The following is an 18,298-nucleotide window of genomic DNA, read 5'->3' on the forward strand; positions in this document are numbered from 1 at the left end:
TGAAGTAACCAGTCGGTTACCTCACCTACTCATCAACCCTATTTGACAAAGAGCCATTATTTATGACTAATTCCAGGACTTGTCATTTTTTCTGGAGCTAAAATACTTTCTAATTCTTCTTCATCTAGTATCTCTTCAGATAAGATGATATCTCTAACACGTTCATTGTTATTGAGTGCCCGTTTGGCAATTTCGGCAGCCTTCTGATAGCCAATATGAGGTACTAGGGCAGTAATCGTTCCGACACTTTGATCAACAAGTTCTTGACAACGTTCAGGATTAGCAGTGATGTCGGCAATACAATTATCAATAAAGGTCGCAATGCCATTTTGAAGAATTTTAATTGACTCAAAGAGTGAATAGAAAATGACAGGTTCAAAGGCATTCAATTCCAATTGTCCAGCCTCGACTGACATGGCGATTGTAGTGTCATTACCAACAACTCGATAAGCAATTTGACTCACTACTTCAGGAATAACAGGGTTTACCTTACCTGGCATAATAGAAGAGCCGTTTTGCTTTTTAGGTAGGTTAATTTCGTTAAAACCTGTTTTTGGTCCTGAAGACATCAAACGTAAGTCGTTAGCAATTTTTGAAAGACTAAGAGCGAATGTTCTTAGAACACCTGAAACAGCTGAAAACGAATCAATGTGCTGTGTGCCATCTACTAAGTCTTCGCTTTGTTGTAATGAAAGGTCGGTAATTTCAGCTAGAGTAGGAACAATTTGTTCGACATATTCCACATCCGCATTCAAACCAGTCCCAATAGCAGTTGCTCCCATGTTTACTACTAACATCTCTTCAATTACTTGAGTAAGTCTTTGATGAGAGCGACGCACTGCGCTGGCATAGGCTTTAAATTCTTGTCCTAAACGAATTGGGATGGCATCTTGCATTTGAGTACGGCCCATTTTGATGACATCGTTAAATTCTGAGGACTTTTTAGTAAGTGTTTTTTCTAAACGCTCTATTTCTTTAAGAAGGCCTTGAGATAGTTGATAAATCGTCAATTTACCTGCAGTTGGGATAACATCATTGGTAGATTGGCCATAATTCACATGGTCATTAGGGTGAACAGGATTATATTTACCTTTTTCTTTGCCTAGGATTTCATTGGCGCGATTCGCAACAACTTCGTTAATATTCATATTCATAGAAGTCCCTGCGCCACCTTGGATAGGGTCTACAATAAATTCTTGGTCTAATTCGCCTGTAAGAACTTCCTCACAAGCTTTAATGATTGCTTGCATAATTTCTTCACTGATAAGTCCCAGCTTACCATTTGTCATGGCGGAAGCTTTCTTAATATAAGCCAGGCTTTGGATAAAAATAGGATCTAGTAATTGTCCAGTAATAGGGAAATTTTCTTTTGCTCGGATAGACTGAACACCATAATAGGCAGTTTCCGGCACTTGATGAGAACCAATCGAATCATATTCTTCTCTAAATTCCTTGTTTTCAGGGTTTTTCATGGAATGCCTCCTAAAGTATTAGTATTTCTTGTTCATTATATAATGAAAGGGCTTTAACTTCAACATGGATTGAGTTATACTGGATATAACATAAATTTTATAAAGGGGTGCGGTAATGTTTCATGGAAAAGAATATGTTATGACCGTTTTTGAAGAGCAATCCTTTTCAAAAGCATCAGAACGTCTATTTGTCTCTCAACCCTCACTAAGTGCAAATGTTAAGCGGATTGAGAAACGTTTGGGTCATGATATCTTTGATCGATCCACTATACCGATCAAATTAACCGAATTTGGGGTGGAGTATATTCGTAATGCCAAGGAAATCCAACGAATAGAAGAAGATTTTCAGCAATATATTTCGAAGGTCGATAATTTACAGTATGGACGCATTGCTATTGGGGGAACAAGCCTCTTTGCTTCAATGATTTTACCCAAGTTAATGGCTAAGTTTAATGAGATTTATCCTGAAATTCAAATTGATTTATTTGAAGAAACATCAAGTAAACTAATCGCTTTATTGCACGAAGGAGAAATTGATTTACTACTTGATAACACTTTTTTAGATAGTCGTTACTATGATCATTATCAGTTTGTAACGGAATCTTTACTCTTAGCGGTTCCCGAAAAGTTTGAAGTGAATGACTTATTACAGGATTATCAGCTAAGTCTAGAAGTAATTAAAGCGCATGCTTCAGATTCTCTCAGTCTCCCGCTAAAATATTTGAAGGAATTTAAGGATGCACCCTTTGCTTTTTTGAAAGTAACCAATGATACTGGAGCTAGAGCAAGAACAATTTGTCAAGAAGCTCACTTTATTCCTAATATCGCTTTTGAAGTAGAGCAGCAATTAACGGCGTATAATATTTCTTCATCAGGTATCGCCGTTTCCTTCATTGGAGAAGCCTTGATCCAACATATTAGTCATACTGACCAAGTTAAATACTATCGTTTAGAGAGTGAAAATGCTAAACGACCGGTTAATTTCTATTGGAAGAGAGACCGCTATCAATCAAAAGCCGTCACTGCTTTTTTAGATATTTTGAGGGAAAAGTAAAATATTTTTTGTAAAGGGTTTCATTTTAGAACTTAGAGTGTATAATTGGTGATATAAGCTAAATGTTATATATTTTAAAAGGAGGAAGGCTTGTGAAAGTTAGAATTGAGCATGATTCGCTTGGAGAAATTCAGGTTCCAGCAGATAGGTATTGGGGGGCAGTGACGCAGCGATCTTATCAAAATTTTGAGATTGGTAGTGAAAAAATGCCTCGGGATGTTATTTGCGCCATTGCTTTAGTTAAAAAAGCGGCCGCAACTGCCAACCAGGCTTTAGGCGTACTCGATCAAGAACGCTCAGAACTGATTCAGCAGGTTTGTAACGAAATTTTAGCAGGCGATTTAGATGAACATTTCCCATTAATTGTTTGGCAAACAGGCTCAGGCACTCAATCTAATATGAATGTCAATGAAGTAGTTGCCAATCGTGGAAACGAGCTTGTAGGTAAACAATTACTTCATCCAAATGATCATGTCAATAAGTCTCAGTCTTCGAATGATGTTTTTCCAACAGCCATGCATTTGGCCGCATTAGTAAAAATCCATTCGCAATTGTTTCCAGTACTAGATCATATCATGGATACTTTAAGCATGATGGAAGAAAAGTACCGCCATGTTGTTAAAAATGGAAGAACCCACTTACAGGATGCTACACCCGTTACCTTTGGACAAGAAGTCAGCGGGTGGTTGTCATCGATTAAACAATCCAAAAGGATGATTGACTTAAGTTTACAACCTCTTTATGAAGTGGCATTAGGGGGAACAGCAGTCGGAACAGGCCTCAACACACCAGAAGGTTATGCTGAAAAAGTAGCACAAGTCTTAGCTGAAATAACGGATTTACCAATAGTTACTTCATCAAATAAATTTCATTCTCTAGCGAGCAAAGACGAATTAGTCTTTACACATGGGGCACTAGCAGCCTTGGCAAGCGATATGATGAAAATCGCTAATGACGTCCGTTGGCTAGCTTCCGGACCACGCAGTGGTATTGGGGAGATTACTTTACCAACCAATGAACCGGGCTCTTCTATCATGCCTGGAAAAGTGAATCCCACTCAATGTGAAGCATTAACAATGGTGGCAGCTCAAGTGATGGCTAATGATAGTTTAATGAGCTTGGCTAATTCACAAGGGAACTTTGAATTGAATGTCTATATGCCAGTGATGATTTATAACTTTATTCAATCCGTTCAATTGTTATCTGATGCGATTGCTTCATTTGATCATAAGTGTTTAGTAGGAATTGAAGTGAATGAAGGTCGTATGAAAGAACTAGTTGATCAATCGCTTATGCTTGTGACTAAGTTAAATACACATATCGGTTATGAGAAAGCGGCTGAGATTGCTAAAAAAGCTTTCAAAGAAGATACTACACTTAAAGAAGCCTGCTTAGCTCTAGGCTATCTAGAAGCAGAAGAGTTTGATCGTTTAGTTGATCCGTCTACAATGGTCTAATTAGAAAGGAAGTTAAAATGGATATTTTTGAAAAATCTTTAAAATTACATTATGATGTAGCTGGTAAAATTGAAGTAAATAGTCGTGTGAATATCGACACAGCTGAAGATTTATCTTTAGCTTACTCTCCAGGAGTAGCTGAACCTTGTCGTGTGATAGCTAAAGATTATGAAGAATCTTTTAAATTAACGCGTCGTAACAATCTAGTAGCAGTTGTAACAAATGGGACAGCGGTTTTAGGTTTGGGAGATATTGGTCCAGCAGCTGGCATGCCAGTCATGGAAGGCAAATGTGCCCTATTCAAACGCTTTGCCGATGTGGACGCTTTCCCAATATGTGTGGATAGCAAAAACGTTGATGAAATCGTTGATACAATCGCTATGATTTCTAAAAGTTTTGGCGGGATTAATCTTGAAGATATCTCAGCACCCACTTGTTTTGAGATTGAAGCTAAGCTAAAAGAACGCACTGACATTCCTGTTTTCCACGACGATCAACACGGTACAGCTATTGTAACAGCAGCAGCTTTGATTAATGCTATTAAACTAACCAAAAAACCTATGGGTAAATTGAAAATGGTTATTAACGGTGCAGGAGCGGCAGGAATTGCCATTGCCAAATTATTAATTCAAATGAATTTTGGCGAAATCATTATGGTAGATCGTAAAGGGATTATTTGTGATGGGAATCCAGATTTAGATCCAGCAAAAGCAGCTATTGCAAAATTGACAAATTCTAGTAAAATGCAAGGTGAACTAGCGGATGCATTGAAAGGAGCAGATGTCTTAATTGGCGTTTCTGCCCCAGATGTTGTGAGTAAAGAAATGGTAAAATCTATGAATGAACCATTAATTTTTGCTATGGCAAATCCGGTTCCTGAAATTATGCCTGAAGATGCAATCGCAGCAGGTGCTAAAGTAGTTGGAACGGGCAGATCAGATTACCCAAATCAAATTAATAATGTTTTAGCTTTTCCAGGAATATTTAAAGGAGCTTTATCAGTGCGTGCAAAAGAAATTACTGATAAAATGAAGGAAAGAGCAGCTATCGCAATTGCAGAAATGGTAGCTGAAGAAGACTTACGCCCGGACAATATCATTGTCTCACCCCTAGCGGATGGAGTGGCAGATGCTGTAGCTAAGGCTGTAGCAGATTGTGCAGTTGAAGAAGGTGTCGCTAGAATTTAGGGGTTCGTTTAATAAATCAAAGGAGTCGGTTAGCACCCTGCTGATTGACTCTTTTACTTATAGGAGTGTTTAAGATTGAAGCAAAAGATTAATAACAGGGATTTTCTAACGCATGGCCCTATGTGGAAAGTTATCTTAACAATTTCGGCCCCCTTAATGATTAATAATTTGGTACGTACCTTTTATACTGTGGCAGACGGTTTATTTTTGGCTCAACTTTCCGCTGAGGATTTTGCAGCCTCTGCTTTTTCGTGGCCTTTAAACTTTTTTTTTATTTCATTAGGCATGGGAATAGGAGTAGCAGCCACAGCTCTTTTATCAAACTTTTTAGGGTCTAAACAGTATGAACGAGTTCAAGTATATGTAGATAATACCTTGCTGTTGACATTAAGTCTGGGTATTGTTCTTGCTTTCTTAGGTTATCTAGCAACTCCTTGGATGCTGTCAGTTATGGGCGGAAGCGGAAGTTTTTTAGACAAATCAATTATTTATTTTAAAATAAGTTTTATTGGTCTTGCCTTTGATTTTGCTTACTTCACCTACCAGGCCATCTTAAATGCTCAAGGGAACACCAAAATTATGACGGCTATTTCTGCTATTTCGATGACAATCAATATTATATTAGATCCTATATTTATTTATGACAAAGTCCCAATACTTAATATTCCTGGTTTAGGTTGGGGAATAGCAGGTGCTGCTTGGGCTACTGTTGTATCTAAGATTGTATTAATTGTGCTAGCTATTTATGTAGTTAGCCAACAATCTAGAATTCAACCTCAATTGAAGGGGATTCGCTTTGATTGGCCAACCAGTCAACATATTATGAAATTGGCTTTACCATCTTTCTTAGGTTATGGGGGGTCTTCATTAGGATTTACGGTTATGAACGCTTTGATTACCTCATACGGAACAAATACACTGGCAGCTTTTTCTATGGTTAATCGTATTTCAGATATTGTGATGCAACCGCAAATGGGAGTAGGGATGGCACTTACTTCAATCGTTGGTCAAAATATGGGAGCCAAACTCTATACTCGCGCCAATCAAATTTTTAAACGAGCTATTATTTTCATTTTGTTTATGTCGGTAATCTCTTCTGCTTTGATGATTCTTTTCCAACAACCGATTTTAAGTATCTTCATTAAAGAATCAGCAGATAGCGACCTCTGGATGCAAGCCAAAGAGTACCTAGCTTATACAGCTTTCATTATTTTCTTTATGGGTTTATTTGCTGCCCTCAATGGTTTTTTCCAAGGCTGTGGTCAAACCAAATATTCTATGTTAATGACCTTGGGACGTTTATGGTTTATCCGTGTACCAATTGTCATGTACCTGCGTTACTTTACAGACTTAGGATCGACAGGTATTTGGATTTCTATGCTGGTTTCTAATATGTTGATTGTAGTATGGGGCTTCTATATCTATCGTAAAAAAGATTGGAAGACCTTGGTACAAAGGCAGATAGGTTAGTCTAAAAACTTAAGCAAAAATTAAAAGTGTAGGTGAAATTTTCACCTACACTTTTAATTTTTAATTATATCAGGCCATGCATCTGAATGAGTTGAACAATTTTTTGATAAGAGGCTATATCTGCTGCAGTTGCATAATTCTTACCCAAATCAAACTTTAAACAAGTTTCTTTACAGTTAGCAAAGATATCAGACATAATTGCTTGTAGTTTGTGATCGACATCTTCAAAAGACCACTGGAGACGCATTGCGTTTTGTGACATTTCTAAACCAGAAACAACCACTCCTCCCGCATTAGCTGCTTTAGCTGGAGCCCAAATAAAATCTTTACTCTGGTTGAACACCTCAATAGCTTCCGACATGCATGGCATATTGGCACCTTCAGCTAAAAAACGCACACCATTAGCGATTAAGTTTCTGGCTTGATGAGCATTTATTTCATTTTGTGTGGCACAAGGTAGGGCAATATCTGCTGCAATTTGACGCGACCAGATTGAGTCTTGTGAATAAGAAGCATGAGGGAACTCTTGAGTGTAAATAGATAGGTCTTTCTTATGGTGCGCAAGAATATCTTCTAAGTGATTAATATTGATGCCTCTTGGATCATAAAGCGATCCTTGACTGTTGGATACAGCTAATACCATTCCACCTAATTGCATAACCTTTTTGATAGCATTTAAACCAACATTTCCAAGCCCTGAGATCATAAAGCGTTTCTGTGATATTTGTTCCTTCTCTTCATTTAACATGGCTTGAAGGAAATAGATGAGACCGTACCCAGTGGCTTCTTCTCGACCAAGTGATCCATTAGCCAAGATAGGTTTTCCAGTCAAGCTTCCTAGCTCAACCCCCTTAAGGCGTTTATATTGGCCATACATATAACCAATTTCACGCTTTCCAACGCCGATATCACCGGCAGGAACATCTATTTTTTCATTAATATGTTTAGCTAGTTCAGTCATATAGGATTGACAAAAGCGCATAATCTCTTGATCAGATTTACCACGTGTTGAAAAATCACTTCCTCCTTTACCACCTCCCATAGGTAGACCAGTCAGGGCATTTTTCAAAGTCTGTTCGAAAGCCAAAAATTTCATTACACTCTCATTAACTTGTGTATCAAAACGTAAGCCTCCTTTGTAGGGGCCAAGTAAAGAAGAATGCTGGATACGATACCCCCAGTTTACATGGACTTGACCTTGGTCATCTTGCCAAGGGACTCGGAATTTAATGATTCTTTCCGGTGTAACCATACGCTCAAGTATCGCTTCTTTTTCTAGACTTTCATCTTGTTCAACTAGGGGCTCGATGGCGGATAAAAACGCTTTAACTGCCTGCAGATACTCGGCTTGTTCACTGAATTTTGCTTGAAGATCATCATAAACATATTTCACATAGGGGTTTTTAAACATAATTGAGCTCCTAACTTATATTTTGAAATAAGTATAACATATAGAACAAAAGTTTAAGAGCAACCATCATGTTTGAGATCAATATAAGGTAAGTAAATTTATTTAGCGTCTATGCTAAAATATAAAAGTAATTGAAAAGAGAAAAAAGGGATGAGAATAATAAATAAGAAAAATTATTCATATATTTTAGAGGGTCTAATTTTATCAGCGCTGGGCATAGCTCTCTTGCTGTTTAAGCTAAAAATTGCAAATATACTTTTAAATGGTCTAGCTATAATCATCTTAATAATTGGAGGGGTAGATTTTCTGGCGTATCTATTGGGTCATATATTTAATAACTCATCAAAAGTGAGGTTTTCACCACCAATAATAAGTCTAGGGCAGATTATTTTTGCATGCGGACTCTTGACTAATTCGCCCAATTTTTATTTATGGATGGTGCGTTGCGTAGGAATTTATCAGTTATTATTGGCTCTCTTAAATTTCTTTTCTTATTACCTAATGTTTAAAGATAAGGCCTTTGAGCGTTATCAACGTTTAGCTTTTGCAATTGCGAATTTTATATTTGCTATTGATAGTATTTTAATAATGAATCAGGGTTATCCTGCTTTGCTTCGTTTGGGTATCTACCTTATTTTTCTTGGAATCAGCTATCTATATGATGGGGGCTTTAACCTACTTGATCTTGAAAAGCAGCATATTTGGCGAAGAAGTCTACGCCTACCCTTGCCAGTGCTCTTTTCAGCTTTGTTTCCTCAGAAGTTAATTAGAAAAGTAGATGAAATACTGATAGACACGACCCAAGATATTGAATCCGATTATAGAGCGTCACTTTTGGCTAATGAAAATGACTTGCCAAAGCAAGAAGACAATTTAATTACTATCCAAATACCTGTTGGAAAATCAACATTTGATAGGGTGGGTCATATGAACATTGCATATAAAGATACTGTTTATTTTTATGGCAATCAAGATGATGACACTAGAAATTTGTTGGATACAAGTGGAGAAGGTGTCTTGGCCTTAATTGATCGTTCAGAATATCTATCCTTTTCATTAAAAAATCGTCTGACGATTGTAGAATATGATATCGCGCTTTCTAAACAACAAGCCCAGCAGTTAGAGGAAAAGTTGAATGGCATTAAAGAAAAAACAATTAATTGGCATCCTCAATCCAAGACAGTCCTAAATTCTTTTGTAGGAAAATTGATGCGTCAAACTAAATATACAAAATTTTATAAATTCAAAGAAGGGCAATTTCAAACATATTTTGTTTTTTGGACAAATTGTGTTTTATTTTCTGATGATATTATTAAGGAAATAGGGTTGGCTCTTTCCCCTTTGGTTGGAATCCAAACGCCAGGGACTTATTATGATTTCTTGGAAAGAGAATACCAGAAAGAAAAATCAATTATTTTAGAGCGAAGAGTTTACAATCGAGCTTTAGGAAATTATTTATCAAAGCTAGAATTATCAGCGGCTAAAAAGGGAAATTAAAATTGTAAAGGGATTTTCACTTTTCAAAGAGAATAGTATGGATACTTTACCCAGACATGAAACTTTCCTATAATAAGGCTATTGAATTGTAAAAGAGGGTAGAGAATGAAACGTAGTGATTTAAAAAATGCAAAACGAATTATTATTAAGTTAGGAACAAACACAATATTGTCCGATGAAGGGATTAATTTCACTAAATTAGATCGCTTAGCTTATGTCTGTGCTAGTTTGATCCAAGAAGGTAAAGAAGTTGTCATTGTTTCCTCGGGAGCTATTGGTGTAGGGAGTATGGACTTAAATGAAGCCAATTATCCAACTACCATTGCAGACCAACAAGCAGCTTCAGCTGTCGGTCAGACGTTATTAATGGGACACTATTCTCGCTTCTTTAAATATTATGGCGTGAATGTCGGCCAAATTCTTTTAACACGAGATGTAGTTGATTATCCTCAATCGCTACAAAATGTTCAAGTAGCCATGGATACCTTATTAAGACGAAAAATTGTCCCCGTTATTAATGAAAACGATGCGGTAGCAGTTGAGGAGTTAAATCATCAAACCAAGTTTGGTGATAATGACACCTTATCTGCTATTGTAGCTAAAATTACAGATGCTGATCTTTTAATTATTCTTTCAGATGTTGATGGTTTATATGACTCAAACCCACAACAAAACCCTCATGCTCAGTTAATTGATCAAGTGACTGAAATCACACAAGAAATTCAGCAAATGGCAATGGGAAAAGGCTCAGAATTTTCAACTGGAGGTATGGCTACTAAATTGAATGCAGCCGAGGTCATCTTTACTACCGATTCATCCTTAGTCATTACCTCAGGAGCCGATCCTTCGATAATTTTTGATATTCTAAAAGGTAAAAGTATTGGAACTTTTTTCCATCGGAAAGGGGATAAATAAAATGGCAACATCGATCGAATTATTAACCATTGGAAAAAGAGCAAAAGAAAGCTTTGAAAAATTACGTAAGTTAAGCAGTCAAGCGAGAAACCAAGCTTTATTAGCTATGGCTCAATCTTTAGAAGAAAAGCAAGAAAGTATTTTAGAGCAAAATATTCAAGATGTGGAGAACGCGCGTGCGGATGGCATGGTAGCTGCCATGATCGAGCGATTAACCCTAGATGAAAAGCGTTTTGCATCAATGGTAGCAGGTATTCGAAAAATAGCTCAGTTAGCAGATCCATTAGCTAACACACGCAAGCAATGGGTGAATGAATTGGGCTTGCGCATTAGTCAAAGACCTGTCCCACTAGGTGTAATTGGCATTATTTATGAATCACGTCCCGATGTGACAGCGAATGCTTCTGGTTTATGTCTAAAAGCAGGAAATGCTGTTATTTTACGAGGAGGTAAAGAAGCCATCGCCACCAACCGAGCAATTGTTGAAGCCATTCAAGCAGGCCTTGAAATGGCTGGCTTATCTAGGTACTGTGTTCAGTTAATGACAGACCCTGATCGACAGTTAGTTACTCAACTCATGCAAATGAATCATTATGTTGACTGCTTAATACCAAGAGGAGGAGCAGGTTTAATTCAAAATGTGGTGAAAAATGCCACTGTTCCTGTTATAGAAACGGGAGTAGGCAATGTCCATATTTATATACATGAAAAAGCAGACTTTAAAATGGCTCAGACGATTGTTGTCAATGCTAAAACACAACGTCCTTCTGTATGTAATGCTGTTGAGACAATCATTGTTGATGAGGCTTTCGCTAAGGCTTACTTACCACAAATAGGAAATGCCTTGTTTGATGCCAATGTTCAAATCTTAGGAGATGAGCAAACACGTGACTTATTGCCATATTCCGTACAGGTTAGTGAGGAAGATTATGAGACAGAGTTCTTAGATTTAGTAGTGGCAATAAAAATTGTAAAAAATTATGACCAAGCGATTGACCATATCAGCCGTTTTTCAACTGGACACTCCGAAGCTATTATTACGCAAGACTATTCAGTGGCGCAAGATTTTATGAATGATGTCGATTCGGCAGCTGTTTATGTAAATGCTTCGACGCGTTTTACGGATGGTGAAGTCTTCGGATTCGGAGGAGAAATTGGTATCTCAACTCAAAAACTTCATGCCAGAGGGCCTATGGGATTAGAGGCTCTGACTACTTACAAATACCTCATTGAAGGTTCTGGTCAAGTTAGAGAATAAAACAAGGGGCTGGGACAAAAGCCTTGAATAATTAAAGAAAGTCCGGTCAACGATATAATCGTTAATCGGACTTTTTCTTTAACAATATAAACAAAGAAAGCGTTTCCTGCTGTAATCGTAGTAATCACAAAGCCATTTAGGAGGGGCTTTCTATCTAGCAACAGTATACTATGAATCAAACTTGCTTGCTACTGGAAATGGATTGTTTATTCCCTGAAAATCATAGTGTTTAGGCGGATTCATGAGGTAGTCAAACAGATTCAATCTGAGATTCAGCAGCTCTTAAGTGAAGAAATTGAAACGCTTAACTGAGCGATTGAATCGCAAACTGTTGCCGGAGCGGATGAACGCAAAAAGAACGCCGTCGTCTCAAAAGTATCACCGAAAAATTGCCAGGATTTTATTCCTCGTTAAGAAAAACACACCACTTATCAAGCGATATTTAACGGTCGTAATAGCTTTTCTAAGACCGATGTCGAGCGGATATTTATGGCCAATAATCTACGTAAATACCCAAAGCAGCGAGCCTAGATTGGAAAGTTACTTTCCAATCTAGGCTCGCTGTAAATATTGAGGTGGCTGAGAGGTCCTTTTGTCCCAGCTTTTTTGATAGGCTTATTGATTATATTTGTCAGCGAACCCACTTAAACGCATAATAAATTTAACAATTTCTACCACCACCACAATTGAGAGGGCGGCTGCGACAACAATTCCCCATTGTCCAGCTGTTAAAGCATGAACATCAAAGAATTGACTGATACCAGGAATTAATACAACACCTAAAAGCATTGCTCCGGATACTAAGAAGGCTAAGTTTAGCCACTTGTTGTCAAAAGGATTACGGCTGAATAGGGAAGCGAAAACGGATTTGACGTTATATGAATGGAATAGTTGGATTAAACCAAGTGTAATGAAGGCCATAGTCTCAGCAAGAACGTGTCGTTCCTCTCCTATTAAGGATGTTTGCATTGGGCCTTCAGCAGCATACCAATATACGAATAGCGTAATTAAAGCTTCTAGAATCCCTTGATAAAGGATAGAGGGTGCCACCCCAAAGGATAAGAAAGAATCTTTTTTAGTACGTGGACGGTGTGACATTACATCAGACTCTGCTTTCTCCATACCTAATGCGATAGCAGGGAAGACATCCGTTACTAAGTTAATCCACAGGATATGAATTGGTTCTAAAATCACCCAACCGAATAAAGTGGCTGTAAATAAAGTGATCACCTCTCCAAGGTTAGCAGAAAGTAAGAACTGAACAGCTTTTTGGATATTAGCAAATACTTTTCGTCCTTCTTCGACTGCTACAACTATGGTTTGGAAATTATCATCAGCTAAGACCATGTCTGAAGCACCCTTAGAGACTTCTGTACCAGTGATACCCATACCGACACCAATATCGGCTTGTTTAAGAGATGGCGCATCATTAACTCCATCACCGGTCATTGAGACAACGGCATCATTGGCTTGCCAAGCACGGATAATACGCACTTTATGCTCTGGTGAAACCCTAGCATAAACTGAGTAATTTCCAACTTCTTTAGCTAACTGATCGTCTGTAATTTCATCTAATTGGGCTCCGGTCATTACGTGACGTTCATTTTCGCTGTCATTTGGGTCTAAGATAGTTAAACGTTCAGCAATGGCCTGAGCAGTCATTGCGTGGTCTCCTGTGATCATGACAGTACGAATACCAGCCATACGCGCTTTTTCAATAGAAGCTTTGGCTTCTGTTCTTTCTGGGTCAATCATACCGACTAAACCAGTGAAAACTAGGTCCTTTTCTAAGGTTTCCGTTGTAACTTCAGCGGGAATCTCATCAATTATTTTATAGGCACCTGCTAAAACTCTTAATGCTTGCCGACCTAATTTAGCATTGACTTCTATAATTTCTTCTCGATCAGCCGCAGTCATTGCAGTAACTTCTTGGGCTTTTTGAATAGAGCTTGAGCGCTTAATTAATTGATCAGGAGCTCCTTTAACAAAGACTAGATAACGGCCATCATCGGTCTCATGAATGGTTGACATTAATTTACGGCCTGAATCAAAAGGAATTTCCTCTACTCGAGGGAATTGTCTTAATTGTCCTTTGAGATCCATCCCATGGTCTAAGGCGTATTGAATGAGGGCTGTTTCAGTAGGGTCACCGTTGACATTTCCTTGAGCATCGACTTTAGAGTCATTAGGGAAAGCGAAAGAGCAAATAAATTTACCATTATTATCAAGTGGATCTTGAGCATAATGCAATTGACCATCATAATAAACCTTTTCAACAGTCATTTGATTCAGTGTTAAAGTACCGGTTTTGTCTGAACAAATAACCATAGTTGATCCTAAAGTTTCAACAGCAGGAAGAGTTCTTACCAAGGCATTTCTGGCAGCCATGGTTCGCGTGCCTAAAGATAGAATAATGGTTGAAATAGCAGGTAAGCCTTCTGGAATAGCGGCAACTGCCAATGAAATAGAAACTAATAACATTTGAATTGGCGAGAATCCTTTAAGAAAGACACCAACAATAAAAGTTATGATAGCGATTGCGATAATTAAATAGGTAAGTGTTTTACCCAATTTTTCTTGGTCTTTTTGAAGTGGAGTGAGCTGCTTTTCCGTCGAAGACAACATGGCTGCAATATGTCCAACTTCTGTATCCATCCCTGTGTGAGTGACGATTCCTAAAGCGCGCCCATAGGTAATATTGGTTGAAGAGAAAGCCATATTGGATCGATCACCAATCCCAGCTTCTTTTTCAATAACCGCTTCGGCATGTTTTTCAACTGGAACAGATTCGCCAGTTAGTGCCGCTTCTTCGACTTTTAAGGAATTGGTTTCAACTAAGCGTATGTCCGCAGGAACGATGTCACCAGCTTCTAAACTAACTACATCACCAGGAACAAGTTCAGTTGATTTGATTTTCATATATTCTCCATCGCGTAATACGTTGGCTTCAGGTGAAGACATATCACGCAAGGCGTTAATGGCATCTTCGGCCTTAGCCTCTTGGAAAACTCCAAGCACTGCATTTAATAGGACAACAATCAGAATAATAATTGAATCAGTTGGTCCTTCTCCCTCCATATATCCAACAAATGCAGATATGACAGAAGCAACTAACAGAACAATGATCATAAAATCTTTAAATTGGTCTACAAATTTTTGTAGAAGAGACCTTGTTTCTTCTTCTTTCAAGGTGTTTTCACCGTATTGCTCCAAACGCTTTTTTACTTCTGTTTGACTTAATCCGCTCTTAATATCGGTATCTAATTCGCTTATAATCTCTTGATTTGATTTAGTATAAGCAACAAAATCTTTGCTAGACATCCACTTTCCCCCTTTAATTTAACGTGTTTATAAGATTGACTTCGAATAGAAAAAAGACTCATGCCACTTGGGCAACACAAAGCTGCGCTCAATGGCATAAGTCTCACTATTTCAGACTGTACCAGTAGTAAAACTACTTAACGTTGTTGATACAGCCAAGATATCATCTATCTTAAGTTACTCCCTTATGAACATCTAGCTAAATTATAATCAATAGCACATTTTTATGCAAATTTTTTTGTAAAGATAGTCAAAGTTTTAAATCAGGAGTAGTTGTCAAATTTGAAGAAAGATTGATGAAATTTAGTAAAAACCTTTATAAATTTTGATAATTAAGCATTCTAAGGTCGTTGGCTCTTGATTTATGGTAAAGTATAATTGTAGACGAAACATAGTATTTAAGGAGGTTATCAAGATGTTTAAGAGAAAAAATATTTTATCATTTGTTCTAGTGAGCAACCTATTGGCAGTACCAATATTTCAAACCCAAGAAGTTTTAGCTCAAGTTGAAACGCAAGCACAAGAAAATTTTGTAGAGCCTACTTTTAATATTTTTTTACAAGTAGATGAGAATGTCCCCCAAGCTCAAAAAGAGATTTCCTATGATATTATTGATATAGCAAGTCAAGAGGTTGTTTATTCTTATCGTAGTGACAATACTGAACAGCAACCAATTGAATTGACTGCTGGTGAATATATCTTCCGTTTATATGATGACGGGAAGTTTCAAAGGGGAGGACAATCAGTTCGACCTTATCAAGTTCAAATCGTTCAAGAAAAACAAGAGAAGGCTGATGAAATTGCTGAGGATTCAGGAGAAATTGTTGAGTTGGCCGATCAAACGATAGTATATGATTATGCCTTTACAATTGACGGCAATTATTTAGAAACACCTCCGATTTTTAACATTTATTTAGTCGGTGATCAAGTTCAAAACCCTCAAGTACCAAAGATTGAATCACCAACTGCAGACAGTAGTCAAGAAGCTGATAATAGTGAAGAAAACAGTCAAACAGAAGTTGCTGACGAATTAGGAAACGTTAATGTAATTCTTAAGGACAGTGTGGGTAATGTCGTTCCGAATGTAGGAATAGTGATCAATGGGCAGGAAGTTTTAACCGATGAACAAGGGATCGCTCAATTTCAAGAAGTTCCTACTGGTAACTATGTAATGAATTTTGGTCGATTACCAGAAGCAATGTCAGGATATGAAATTGAAGAAAATGTTGAGATTTACTCAGGTCAAACTTACGACTTTCCTTTGATATTGTCAGGTGTTATCGAAGATTCAACAACTTCTCAAACAACTGTAGAAGCTAAAGCTGATTTACAAATCGAAGTATATGATCAAGAGGAAGCACCGGTTGAAGGAGTTAAGATTGAATTGACCAAACGGGATGATCCTCAATTTAAACAAGAATTAGTATCCGACCAATTAGGTGTCGCTCAAGCTTCTGATATTCCCACTGGCAATTACCAATATCAAGTAATCGAAACACCGGAAACACATTCAGCTCAAGGAACATTATTAGAAACACAAGTTTCTGCTAATGAAGAAAATCGTCAAGTAATTGGTATTACCAAGTTAGACCAAGTTGGTCAACTGAATATCTTAGTTACCGATACTCAAGGTCAAGCAATTCCCCAAGCTGAAGTTCAAGTGTTAGACCAAGTTTATACGACTGATGACAATGGCTCTATCTTTATTGATTCATTGCCAGTGGGTGATTACGATGTTACCTTGGTGACGACTTCAGGAAATGCTGATTTAGAGTCCAATGTTCAAAGGGTTGAAGTTTCAGTTAATCAGCCTACTGATTTAACATTTGAAATAGAAGAGCCGACTACAACAATGGAACCGACTACAACTGCTGAACCTACTACAGAAGAGCCAACTACGACGACACAGGATCCCAAAGCGGTTTTGACGATTAAAGTTCAAGATCAAAAGGCTGAAGCGGTAGAAGGTGTGAGCATACGCTTAATCAATACTGAAGATGGCCAAGAACAGGAAATAACGACTGATAGTCAAGGTCTAGCCTCAGCTAGTGATCTTGCTCTAGGTAACTACCAATACCAAGTCAGTCAAACCCCTGAAGGATATGTAGCCCAAGGCAATCTAATAGATGTAGCTGTAGAAAATGAAGCGCCAGAGTTACAAGCTGTGACTATTCAAAAAGAAGCTGAGGTGGGTCAAGTTTCAATAGCTGTCAGCAATAGTCAAGGTCAAGCTGTTGCAAATGTGCAAATGCAAATTGGCGAGTTGACTGTTGAAACTAACAAGAATGGAATAGCTTTAATTGAAGAAGTGCCTGTAGGTAGTTATGAAGTCCAGTTTGTTTCTATTCCTGAAGTTTACCGTGCAGATCAATTCTCTCCAGAAACGATTGAAGTGGTTGCAAACCAAAAAGTTGAACTAGCTTATCAGTTGGAAGAAAATGTTACGACTGATGAGCCTTCAACTACGCCAGAGCCGACAACCACAACTGAAGAAGTGATTACATCAATAGAGCCAACAACTACGACACTAGCATCAACTACACAAGAGTCAACTACCACAACTGTTGAGGAAACGACTGTTACCGAAGAAGCGACCGTTCCTGAAATGGTCTTTAAGGACTTAGAAAATGGAGGACAAGTCCTCTTAACCAAGGCAGACGCTAAAAATGTGGAGAAGGTTCTTATTCAAAAAGTTGATTTAAATGCCGCTAATCTCCCTTCTGAATTGAAAGGTAAAGATTTTGTAGCTTATGAAATCAAAGCTTTTAATCAAAACGGTAGTGAAATAAAATTGGAAAATCCAACAATAATCAAACTTCCTACCCGTCCAATTAATAGTCAACTTTTAGCCATGAAAGTTATGGGCCAACAAGTTGAAGGATTAAAAGTACGCCTTAACCGAGAAACAGCCACTGTTGAAAGCAAAGGCCTTGGTATTGTAGCCTTAGTATACAAAGACGCCAAAACTGATCAATCAACAACCACTCAAACTCAAGAGGATGGGAAAGCAGTTGTTGTTAAAAAGTCAACCGATCGTAAAGAAGCTGAAAAAGGCAATTTACCAACAGCTGGTGAAACAACTTCAAAAGTGATTTACTTAGTCGCAGGCATTTTAGTAGTTGGGGGAGCGCTACTGATTGCTCTAAGAAAAAGAAATCAATTTAAAGACAAATAGATTTTTGAAAACAATCCCTAATATTTTTAGGGGTTGTTTTTTGTGTCTAACAAATCTAATAAATGTTAGATAATTGGGTGA

11 protein-coding genes are annotated in these 18,298 nt (G+C 37.7%); 8 read left to right on the forward strand and 3 right to left on the reverse strand.

Features of this window, described 5'->3' with window-relative positions; genetic code table 11:
- Window positions 1–56: 56 nt before the first annotated feature.
- Window positions 57–1,472, reverse strand: coding sequence for an aspartate ammonia-lyase (locus tag ACQV2O_RS03515; RefSeq protein ID WP_428875007.1), 1,416 nt, complete (start codon window positions 1,470–1,472; stop codon window positions 57–59).
- Between the two features lie 115 nt (window positions 1,473–1,587).
- Here ACQV2O_RS03515 and ACQV2O_RS03520 point away from each other — a divergent pair, with 115 nt between their 5' ends.
- The 4 genes from ACQV2O_RS03520 (at window position 1,588) to ACQV2O_RS03535 (ending at window position 6,640) form a co-directional block, all read left to right on the forward strand.
- Entirely contained in the window at window positions 1,588–2,526 is a 939-nt protein-coding gene (locus tag ACQV2O_RS03520; RefSeq protein WP_428874471.1) for a LysR family transcriptional regulator, read from the forward strand.
- A gap of 92 nt (window positions 2,527–2,618) precedes the next feature.
- Window positions 2,619–3,983: a class II fumarate hydratase gene (gene fumC / locus ACQV2O_RS03525; RefSeq protein WP_428874472.1), complete on the forward strand. Its 1,365-nt coding sequence runs from the start codon at window positions 2,619–2,621 to the stop codon at window positions 3,981–3,983.
- Between the two features lie 17 nt (window positions 3,984–4,000).
- A complete protein-coding gene (locus ACQV2O_RS03530; RefSeq protein ID WP_428874473.1) occupies window positions 4,001–5,170 on the forward strand; it encodes an NAD(P)-dependent malic enzyme in 1,170 nt (389 codons plus the stop codon).
- 75 nt (window positions 5,171–5,245) lie between these two features.
- The gene (locus ACQV2O_RS03535; protein WP_428875008.1) at window positions 5,246–6,640 is read left to right on the forward strand and encodes an MATE family efflux transporter; all 1,395 of its coding nucleotides are present in this window, start codon (window positions 5,246–5,248) and stop codon (window positions 6,638–6,640) included.
- Between the two features lie 64 nt (window positions 6,641–6,704).
- On the opposite strand, the gene gdhA is transcribed toward ACQV2O_RS03535, so the two are convergent.
- Window positions 6,705–8,051, reverse strand: a complete 1,347-nt coding sequence (gene gdhA, locus ACQV2O_RS03540; RefSeq protein WP_428875009.1) for an NADP-specific glutamate dehydrogenase — start codon at window positions 8,049–8,051, stop codon at window positions 6,705–6,707.
- A 468-nt stretch (window positions 8,052–8,519) separates the two neighbouring features.
- Between gdhA and ACQV2O_RS03545 the strand changes: the two genes are divergently transcribed.
- The 3 genes from ACQV2O_RS03545 (at window position 8,520) to ACQV2O_RS03555 (ending at window position 11,721) form a co-directional block, all read left to right on the forward strand.
- Window positions 8,520–9,548, forward strand: coding sequence for a DUF308 domain-containing protein (locus ACQV2O_RS03545; RefSeq protein WP_428875010.1), 1,029 nt, complete (start codon window positions 8,520–8,522; stop codon window positions 9,546–9,548).
- 105 nt (window positions 9,549–9,653) lie between these two features.
- A complete protein-coding gene (proB, locus tag ACQV2O_RS03550) occupies window positions 9,654–10,463 on the forward strand; it encodes a glutamate 5-kinase (RefSeq protein ID WP_428874477.1) in 810 nt (269 codons plus the stop codon).
- Window position 10,464: 1 nt separating this feature from the next.
- On the forward strand, window positions 10,465–11,721 hold the full coding sequence (locus ACQV2O_RS03555) for a glutamate-5-semialdehyde dehydrogenase (RefSeq protein WP_428875011.1): 1,257 nt from the start codon (window positions 10,465–10,467) through the stop codon (window positions 11,719–11,721).
- A 615-nt stretch (window positions 11,722–12,336) separates the two neighbouring features.
- Here ACQV2O_RS03555 and ACQV2O_RS03560 read toward each other — a convergent pair.
- Window positions 12,337–15,042 carry a cation-translocating P-type ATPase gene (locus tag ACQV2O_RS03560; protein ID WP_428875012.1) on the reverse strand — a complete coding sequence of 902 codons (2,706 nt, stop codon included), beginning with the start codon at window positions 15,040–15,042 and terminating at the stop codon, window positions 12,337–12,339.
- Window positions 15,043–15,457: 415 nt separating this feature from the next.
- Here ACQV2O_RS03560 and ACQV2O_RS03565 point away from each other — a divergent pair, with 415 nt between their 5' ends.
- On the forward strand, window positions 15,458–18,217 hold the full coding sequence (locus ACQV2O_RS03565) for a SpaA isopeptide-forming pilin-related protein (protein WP_428875013.1): 2,760 nt from the start codon (window positions 15,458–15,460) through the stop codon (window positions 18,215–18,217).
- Window positions 18,218–18,298: the final 81 nt, after the last annotated feature.

The sequence above is a fragment of the Facklamia sp. P13055 genome (assembly GCF_050409445.1).
In the GTDB taxonomy this organism is placed as follows: Bacteria; Bacillota; Bacilli; order Lactobacillales; family Aerococcaceae; genus Facklamia.

Excerpts from the sequence above, each read along its gene's own strand:
- ACQV2O_RS03515 (WP_428875007.1), bottom strand. The coding sequence starts at position 1,472 with ATGAAAAACCCTGAAAACAAGGAATTTAGAGAAGAATATGATTCGATT.
- ACQV2O_RS03520 (WP_428874471.1), top strand. The coding sequence starts at position 1,588 with ATGTTTCATGGAAAAGAATATGTTATGACCGTTTTTGAAGAGCAATCC.
- ACQV2O_RS03530 (WP_428874473.1), top strand. The coding sequence starts at position 4,001 with ATGGATATTTTTGAAAAATCTTTAAAATTACATTATGATGTAGCTGGT.
- gdhA (WP_428875009.1), bottom strand. The coding sequence starts at position 8,051 with ATGTTTAAAAACCCCTATGTGAAATATGTTTATGATGATCTTCAAGCA.
- proB (WP_428874477.1), top strand. The coding sequence starts at position 9,654 with ATGAAACGTAGTGATTTAAAAAATGCAAAACGAATTATTATTAAGTTA.
- ACQV2O_RS03555 (WP_428875011.1), top strand. The coding sequence starts at position 10,465 with ATGGCAACATCGATCGAATTATTAACCATTGGAAAAAGAGCAAAAGAA.
- ACQV2O_RS03560 (WP_428875012.1), bottom strand. The coding sequence starts at position 15,042 with ATGTCTAGCAAAGATTTTGTTGCTTATACTAAATCAAATCAAGAGATT.
- ACQV2O_RS03565 (WP_428875013.1), top strand. The coding sequence starts at position 15,458 with ATGTTTAAGAGAAAAAATATTTTATCATTTGTTCTAGTGAGCAACCTA.